The organism is Vibrio sp. CCUG 15886, from assembly GCF_028570825.1.
Taxonomy (GTDB): domain Bacteria; phylum Pseudomonadota; class Gammaproteobacteria; order Enterobacterales; family Vibrionaceae; genus Vibrio; species Vibrio vulnificus_B.
Genome location: NZ_JAQQBT010000003.1, coordinates 339564 through 346851 on the forward strand (window position 1 = coordinate 339564; position 7288 = coordinate 346851).

General features: G+C 42.0%; 8 protein-coding genes and 1 other RNA gene. 8 read left to right on the plus strand and 1 reads right to left on the minus strand.

The genetic code is table 11. The annotated features are described in order from the left end of the window. Positions 1–32 precede the first annotated feature (32 nt). The 4 genes from thrS (at position 33) to rplT (ending at position 3209) form a co-directional block, all read left to right on the plus strand. Positions 33–1961 (plus strand): threonine--tRNA ligase, encoded by a 1929-nt coding sequence (thrS, locus tag PQQ36_RS10030; protein ID WP_011080263.1) that lies wholly within the window; start codon positions 33–35, stop codon positions 1959–1961. 3 nt (positions 1962–1964) lie between these two features. After that, positions 1965–2516 carry a translation initiation factor IF-3 gene (infC, locus tag PQQ36_RS10035; RefSeq protein WP_072604784.1) on the plus strand — a complete coding sequence of 184 codons (552 nt, stop codon included), beginning with the start codon at positions 1965–1967 and terminating at the stop codon, positions 2514–2516. 103 nt (positions 2517–2619) lie between these two features. Further along, positions 2620–2814: a 50S ribosomal protein L35 gene (rpmI, locus tag PQQ36_RS10040; protein WP_011080265.1), complete on the plus strand. Its 195-nt coding sequence runs from the start codon at positions 2620–2622 to the stop codon at positions 2812–2814. 41 nt (positions 2815–2855) lie between these two features. Continuing rightward, positions 2856–3209, plus strand: coding sequence for a 50S ribosomal protein L20 (rplT, locus tag PQQ36_RS10045; RefSeq protein ID WP_004727974.1), 354 nt, complete (start codon positions 2856–2858; stop codon positions 3207–3209). A gap of 57 nt (positions 3210–3266) precedes the next feature. On the opposite strand, the gene PQQ36_RS10050 is transcribed toward rplT, so the two are convergent. Beyond that, the gene (locus PQQ36_RS10050) at positions 3267–4229 is read right to left on the minus strand and encodes an integron integrase (protein ID WP_225470688.1); all 963 of its coding nucleotides are present in this window, start codon (positions 4227–4229) and stop codon (positions 3267–3269) included. A 251-nt stretch (positions 4230–4480) separates the two neighbouring features. On the opposite strand from PQQ36_RS10050, the gene PQQ36_RS10055 reads away from it, so the two are divergent. From PQQ36_RS10055 to PQQ36_RS10075, 4 genes are all read left to right on the plus strand, one after another. Beyond that, on the plus strand, positions 4481–5203 hold the full coding sequence (locus PQQ36_RS10055) for a hypothetical protein (protein WP_273661121.1): 723 nt from the start codon (positions 4481–4483) through the stop codon (positions 5201–5203). A gap of 128 nt (positions 5204–5331) precedes the next feature. Next, positions 5332–5913 carry a hypothetical protein gene (locus PQQ36_RS10060; protein WP_273661122.1) on the plus strand — a complete coding sequence of 194 codons (582 nt, stop codon included), beginning with the start codon at positions 5332–5334 and terminating at the stop codon, positions 5911–5913. Between the two features lie 165 nt (positions 5914–6078). Then, an RNA gene (locus tag PQQ36_RS10065) (hammerhead ribozyme type II) lies at positions 6079–6139 on the plus strand. A 427-nt stretch (positions 6140–6566) separates the two neighbouring features. Further along, complete coding sequence (locus PQQ36_RS10075) at positions 6567–7100, plus strand: shikimate kinase (protein ID WP_175546889.1); 534 nt, start codon at positions 6567–6569, stop codon at positions 7098–7100. Positions 7101–7288: the final 188 nt, after the last annotated feature.

Consider the following 7288-nt stretch of genomic DNA (forward strand, 5'->3'; position numbering starts at 1 on the left):
TTGGTGTGCAACACCACTGTAAAGGAATCAAAATGCCTATTATTACTCTTCCTGACGGCAGTCAACGTCAATTTGATAACCCTGTATCAACGATGGATGTCGCGCTATCTATTGGCCCAGGTCTTGCGAAAGCAACCATTGCTGGTCGTGTGAATGGCCAACGTGTTGATGCATGCGATTTAATCGAAGAAGATGCAAGTTTAGAGATCATCACTACGAAAGATGAAGTTGATGGTCTAGAAATTGTTCGCCACTCTTGTGCTCACCTACTTGGTCACGCACTGAAGCAACTTTATCCAAATGCCAAAATGGCTATCGGCCCAACCATTGATAATGGTTTTTACTACGATATCGATTTGGAAGAGTCATTGACGCAAGAAGATCTGGAAAAGATTGAAGCGCGCATGAAAGCTCTGGCGAAAACCAAATATCAGGTTATCAAGAAAAAAGTAAGCTGGCAGGAAGCGCGTGACGCATTTGAAGCTCGTGGTGAAACATACAAGATGGAAATCTTGGATGAAAACGTATCACGTGACGATCGACCAGGTCTTTACCATCACGAAGAATACATTGACATGTGTCGTGGCCCACACGTGCCTAACATGAGCTTCTGTCAGCACTTTACTTTGTTGAACGTGGCTGGCGCGTACTGGCGTGGTAATAGCGACAACAAGATGCTTCAACGTATCTATGGTACCGCTTTCCACGATAAGAAAGCGCTGAAAGATCATCTGACTCGTCTAGAAGAAGCAGCAAAACGTGACCATCGTAAGATCGGTAAACAGCTCGATTTGTTCCATATGCAGCAAGAAGCACCGGGTATGGTGTTCTGGCATCACAATGGTTGGTCTGTATTCCGCGATCTTGAAGTCTTTATTCGTGAGAAGCTCACGGAATATGGCTATCAAGAAGTAAAAGGCCCATTAATGATGGACCGTGTACTTTGGGAACGCTCTGGCCACTGGGATAAATACGCAGATGCGATGTTCACCACTTCTTCAGAGAACCGTGAATACGCTATCAAGCCAATGAACTGTCCTGGTCACGTGCAGATCTTTAACCAAGGTCTAAAATCGTACCGCGATCTACCGCTACGTATGGCGGAGTTTGGCTCTTGTCACCGTAACGAGCCATCTGGTGCGCTACACGGTATCATGCGTGTTCGCGGCTTTACTCAGGATGATGCACACATCTTCTGTACAGAAAGCCAAATCCAAGATGAAGTGACCAACTGTATCAAGATGGTTTACGACACGTACCAAACATTTGGTTTTGATAACATCGCGGTGAAACTGTCTACACGTCCTGAACAGCGTGTAGGTAGCGATGAAATTTGGGATCAATCTGAGGAAGCGCTAAAGCAGGCCTTAGAATCTATGGATATCGCATACGAGATCCAAGAGGGCGAGGGCGCATTCTACGGTCCTAAGATTGAATTTACACTATTCGACTGCCTAGGTCGTGCGTGGCAGTGTGGTACCGTTCAGCTCGACTTCAACCTACCAAATCGCTTAGGTGCGACTTATGTTGGTGAAAACAATGAGCGTTTAGTGCCAGTGATGATTCACCGTGCCATTTTGGGTTCTCTTGAGCGTTTCATCGGTATTCTAATTGAAGAATATGCTGGTTTCTTCCCAACTTGGTTGGCACCAGAGCAGGCTGTTATCATGAACATCACTGACAAACAGGCTGATTATGTTCAGGAAATCGCCCAGAAACTACAAAAATGTGGAATTAGAGCGAAAGCGGACTTGAGAAATGAGAAGATTGGCTTTAAAATCCGCGAACACACTTTGAAGCGTGTGCCGTTTATGTTGGTTTGTGGCGACCAAGAGATGGAAGCCGGAGAAATCGCAGTACGTACACGTAAAGGTAACGATTTGGGTAAATTTAAAGTGGATGACTTTGTTTCTTACATCCAAGATCAAATCGCTAGCCGTAAGCTCAATCTGGAGGAATAAACTATTAAAGGCGGAAGACGTGGCCAAGTTCCGGTCAAACAAAACCAGCACCGTTTAAACGGTGAAATTCGTGGCGTTCGTGAAGTTCGTTTAACAGGCGCTGACGGTGAATCTGTAGGTATCGTTTCGATCCAAGAAGCACTTGCTGCAGCAGAAGAAGCTGGTATGGATCTCGTAGAGATCAGCCCTAACGCCGAGCCACCAGTTTGTCGTGTGATGGACTATGGCAAGTTCCTCTTCGAGAAGAGCAAAGCTACGAAAGAGCAGAAGAAAAAGCAAAAACAGATTCAGATCAAGGAACTAAAATTCCGACCTGGAACTGATATCGGAGACTATCAGGTAAAACTACGCAACCTGATCCGTTTCCTTGAAGAAGGCAACAAAGTGAAGGTAACAATTCGCTTCCGTGGCCGTGAGATGGCTCACCAAGAGATCGGTGTCGACGTTCTTGAACGTTTGAAAGTGGATACAGTGGAACATGCCGTTGTTGAATCTTTCCCAACGAAGATTGAAGGTCGTCAGATGATCATGGTGTTGGCCCCTAAAAAGAAGTAATTAACGGCTTACAAGTAATTAAACCCAGCCGTTGAAAGGCGGCTGGGTTTTATTCGCCCTAATTACGTTGTTATTAAACTACTACAATGCGGAGTTATTCATCATGCCTAAGATGAAAAACAACAAAGGTGCTGCTAAGCGTTTCAAGAAAACTGCTGGTGGTATTAAGTACAAGCACGCTACTAAACGTCACATTCTGACTAAGCGTACTACTAAGAACAAGCGTCAGCTACGTCCAAACTCTCTACTTCCAAGATGTGAAGTAGCAGCAGTTGCTCGTATGCTTCCATACGCTTAATTCTTTTTAGTTTCATAATCGTTTAGTTTAGGAGAGACATAATGCCTCGCGTAAAACGTGGTGTACAAGCTCGTGCACGTCATAAGAAAGTTTTAAAACAAGCTAAAGGTTACTACGGTGCACGTTCACGTGTTTACCGCGTAGCTTTCCAAGCAGTTACTAAAGCTGGTCAATACGCTTACCGTGACCGTCGCGCTAAGAAACGTCAATTCCGTCAACTGTGGATTGCACGTATCAACGCGGCATCTCGTCAAAATGGTCTATCTTACAGCCGTTTCATCAACGGTCTTAAGAAAGCATCTATCGAGATCGATCGTAAGATCCTTGCGGATATCGCTGTATTCGACAAAGCTGCATTTGCAGTTTTAGTTGAAAAAGCGAAAGCAGCTCTTTAATTAGAGTTTAGGTTAAGAGAAAGGAGAGCTTAGGCTCTCCTTTTTTGTATTCTGAAACTAAAGCTTAGATAGAGGGCTTAGGACTCCGCCCGCACCTCTTTCTAATACATGAGTGTATATCTGGGTGGTTTTAACGTCAGAATGGCCTAGCTGTTCTTGTACGGTTCGAATATCGGCGCCGGACTCAAGTAAGTGTGTTGCAAAGCTATGTCTCAGCGTGTGGCAACTTATGGACTTGGTAATTCCAGCATCTTTTGCTGCTCTCTTTACGGCCCTTTGAAGAGCTTGCTCGTTGATGTGGTGTCTTCTGAGTAAATCGGACTCTGGATCTCTTGATAACCTATCGGATGGGAATAAATAGTGCCAGTTGAAATCCATTTCGGCTCCTTGGTATTTTCTTTGCAGAGAAGACGATAACCAAACGCCGGCGTAACCCGCAGTAATTCTGTCTTTTTTATAATAACGTAGTGCTAATGCCTCTTGCTCTTTCAAGAGGGGATATAACTCCTTAGCGAGTGTAACAGTGCGGTTTTTCCCTCCCTTGCCTTGCCAAACTCTTAGTGCTCCATAATGGTAATCAATATCCTGGATTCTAAGACGAACGCACTCCATAACTCTTAATCCAGAGCCATATAACAGCATAATATGAAGTTTATATCTTGGGTCTATATGTTGAATAAATGCACGAAGCTCTGGCTTGGTCAACACAACTGGCAATTTTCTATCGAGTAGAGACTTCTGAAACTTGATTTCATTATTAAGCGGTGTTCTGAAATATTCCCGATAGAGAAATAGAACGGAGTTTAATGCAAGTGCTTGTGTCTTTGCGGCAACTTTTTGTTCAACAGCGAGGTGGGTTAAAAATTCTTCAACATGTTTCTCATTCAATGTAGACGGATGTGCCATCCTATGGAAATAGATGTACTGTTTAATCCAACTGATGTAAGCCTGAATCGTTTTTGTGGCATAGTGTCGAGTTCGCATATGATCTTGAACACTTAAAATAAACTGATTTTTCATTCCTAACCTTTGTGTTTTTATGTGTATATATATACAGCCTTTTAAAGTTAGGCTAGTTGTAAAATTAAGCTACATCTAAATGCCTAATTGAGACTATTAGCACGCACTTTCATTCAAAATTGATATTTGTTTCATATGGTTGTGTGATAGCATTCTTGAAGTCTTTGACATAAAGATTGGTGGTAGCGTGCACGATTAGTACAACATGTTGGTGTATAGAGAGCGTTAGGCGACAAGTAAAATGAGATATCATGTTCGATAAAAATAAAATAAAGCTAATTGTGCAAAGAGCCAGCCAGTTGGTCGGTGGTTTTTTGTCAGTTTTGGGGCTTATAAACGTACTCGATGATTTGAATTCGTGGAAACAATTTGGTGTTTATTTAGTCGAAAAAGCTAGTGTCATTGGCTTAGACCATGTACTTTCTTACATATTGTTGTTTGTTCATACTATATCAACGTACTGGCACTTATGGTTACATCCTGTGTTTGACTTCTTCACATCATGGCTCCCATTTGAAGTTCCATTTTTGGTTAAAGATATCGTCATAATAGGGCTCTTCGTATTATTGGGTAAAAGAAGAGCCTTTCGTGTTTTCACAAAGAGTTTAAGAAAAGAAAAGCAAGCTATATCTAAGATTGTACACAAGTACTTAAAAGATTCTAATGAACGCTTTTTAAGCTTTTCAATGCGCGATGCTAAGTCATACATACTTATGAAAAATGCTGATAAAGGTATCCTTGAGTCATATGAGATAAAAATGGTAGAAAAGTTCGACCGTTGTTTTGGTGAAAATGCAGAAGAGTTTTCCTATGACGTCTTAACAAGTCCAGAATTGTTACAACTTCGAGAGGAACATATGTCCGCACTAAAGCTCTCAGACCGACTGGAAATGCTAGTGTACGGCTTAGCTCTAACTGTTCTGGGCTTTTTATTTTTTGATTACATTTATTTATTAAAGTTGAGCTTACAGTGAAATCGCCTAACAAAGCATTTAAGAGTGATTCGCAACGCTTGGCAGTTTCGCTTCGCTCAAGTATAGCCAAGTGCCGCTCACACCTTAATGCGGCGTTATGCCTCCGGGGTCATCAGGAAGAATAGATAATGGAATTAAGACCAAACCGTGCCGAAGAGCAATTTCTTAGCTTAGGATACAACCGATTTTATGATCTTTTTGATGAGGTCATGACTGATGACTTCTGGGATAAAGACTCTCGCTATAGGTTTAGCAGAGTATCGAGTGTTTTTGCTGTTTACGCTGAAATCTTGTCATACGAACCATTCCAATATGTCCTTAAAGATTTGAAAGTTACACGTCCTCCAATGGAGTCGGAGATTGGTGGTCCTATGTTTAAGTTTGTTCGCAATGTATTGGCTCACTTTCCCTTTTTCGATACATGGGATGATGTTTGGGTTAGTAAAGACTTAGTAAATTGGCAACGAGAGGGGTTAACGATCGACAAGTTCCTCAAAAAATACGTTGGCTCCAAAGAGGTTAAATATCGGTTTTGGGAGTCTGAGAAAAAGCGAATGACATACATGAGCATAAACTTCCCGTTAGAGTATGGTGAAAATAGAATCTACTTAAAGGATATGCTTTCAGAAAAAGACGGAGTGAAGTTCTGTCTAATAATGATGCGTCAAATTTTAAGTACGCAGGTGGAGTCCGTGGGTGAAAAGGCATAACAAAGCGTTTAAGACAGATTCCCAACGCTTGGCATTTTCGGTTTGCTTTAAATTTAGTGTTTACGGCACAATGGTTTAGGGTAGGTGGTAGCGTTGCTCACTACTTAACGCGGCGTTATATTTCTTTTTAGTTCAGTACGTTATAATGTTAAAAATCAAGTCGAAAGCCGAAACGTGAATACGTCTCTCAGTGGTGGTCTCCTGAGACTGATGATGGCAGCCTCGATTTACTTTGCGTCAAATCCACCTGTTTTTGTGGTGCAGTTTCTCTTAGCGGAAATTGTGGGGTTTTTAACTAGTCAGACTAAGGAGGGAGAGCTTATGGGTATGAAAATTATCAACAAAATTAGTAGTAAATTTAAGCAACTTTCAAAATGTGTTGCCATGTTTTGGGAGAACCACCGCTCTTTTAAGTTTAACTTACTGATGATCTGGTGAAACTCCAGTGAAAAGAGCAAATTAGTAGGTGCGCATAGCCCAAATCACCTATAGCGCACTGAAATATAACAAACAATTTAAGAGTGATTCAGCACGCTTGGCATTTTTGGTTTGGGGTGAGTTTAGTGTTTACGGTGGTCTATTTAAGTGCCGTGGTCGCGTGCTTCACACCTTAATTGGACGTTATGTGCTAGGGAATGAAATCAGGTTTGGTGATGGAAAGAATTAATGTAATAGGTACGAGTGGCAGTGGTAAAAGTACTTTCAGTCGCCAGCTTGCTGATAAGCTCAAATACCCATATTTGGAAATGGATGCCATATTCTGGAAGCCAAATTGGCAAGAGTCTACAGACGAAGAATTCTTCGCAAATTTAACTGAGAGTCTAAGCGGCGAACAATGGGTGCTTGATGGTAACTATAACCGGACAGCCGAAATTAAGTGGGCTAGGGCTGACACCATCATTTGGGTGGACTATTCATTTTCAAGGACGCTATTCCAAGCGGTGAAGCGAGCATTAACTCGTATTGTTACTAAGCAGGAGCTTTGGGGTAAAGCAGGTAATGTTGAGTCATTCAAAAAATCGTTTCTTAGCAAAGATTCGATTATTCTCTGGACATTAAAAACGTATAAAACAAATCGTATTGGTTACAATGAGTTACTGAATGATTCAAGGTACAGTCATATAAAGTTCGTTAGGGTAACTAGCCCGAAAAAGGCTAGGATGTTCATCGATGGGTTGCGCACATAACAAGGCGTTAAAGAGGGATTCATGCCGCGTGGCGTTTTTGGTATGCGGTGATTTTTGTGGTGAAAATGGTCTGCGGAAAGTTGGTTTAGGCGGCATTCACCCCTTAACGCAGCGTTATGTGTAATCGAAAGAAAGGAGGCTTTTATGGCGAATAAACATCGAGGTTCATGCCTTTGTGGTAGTGTGAA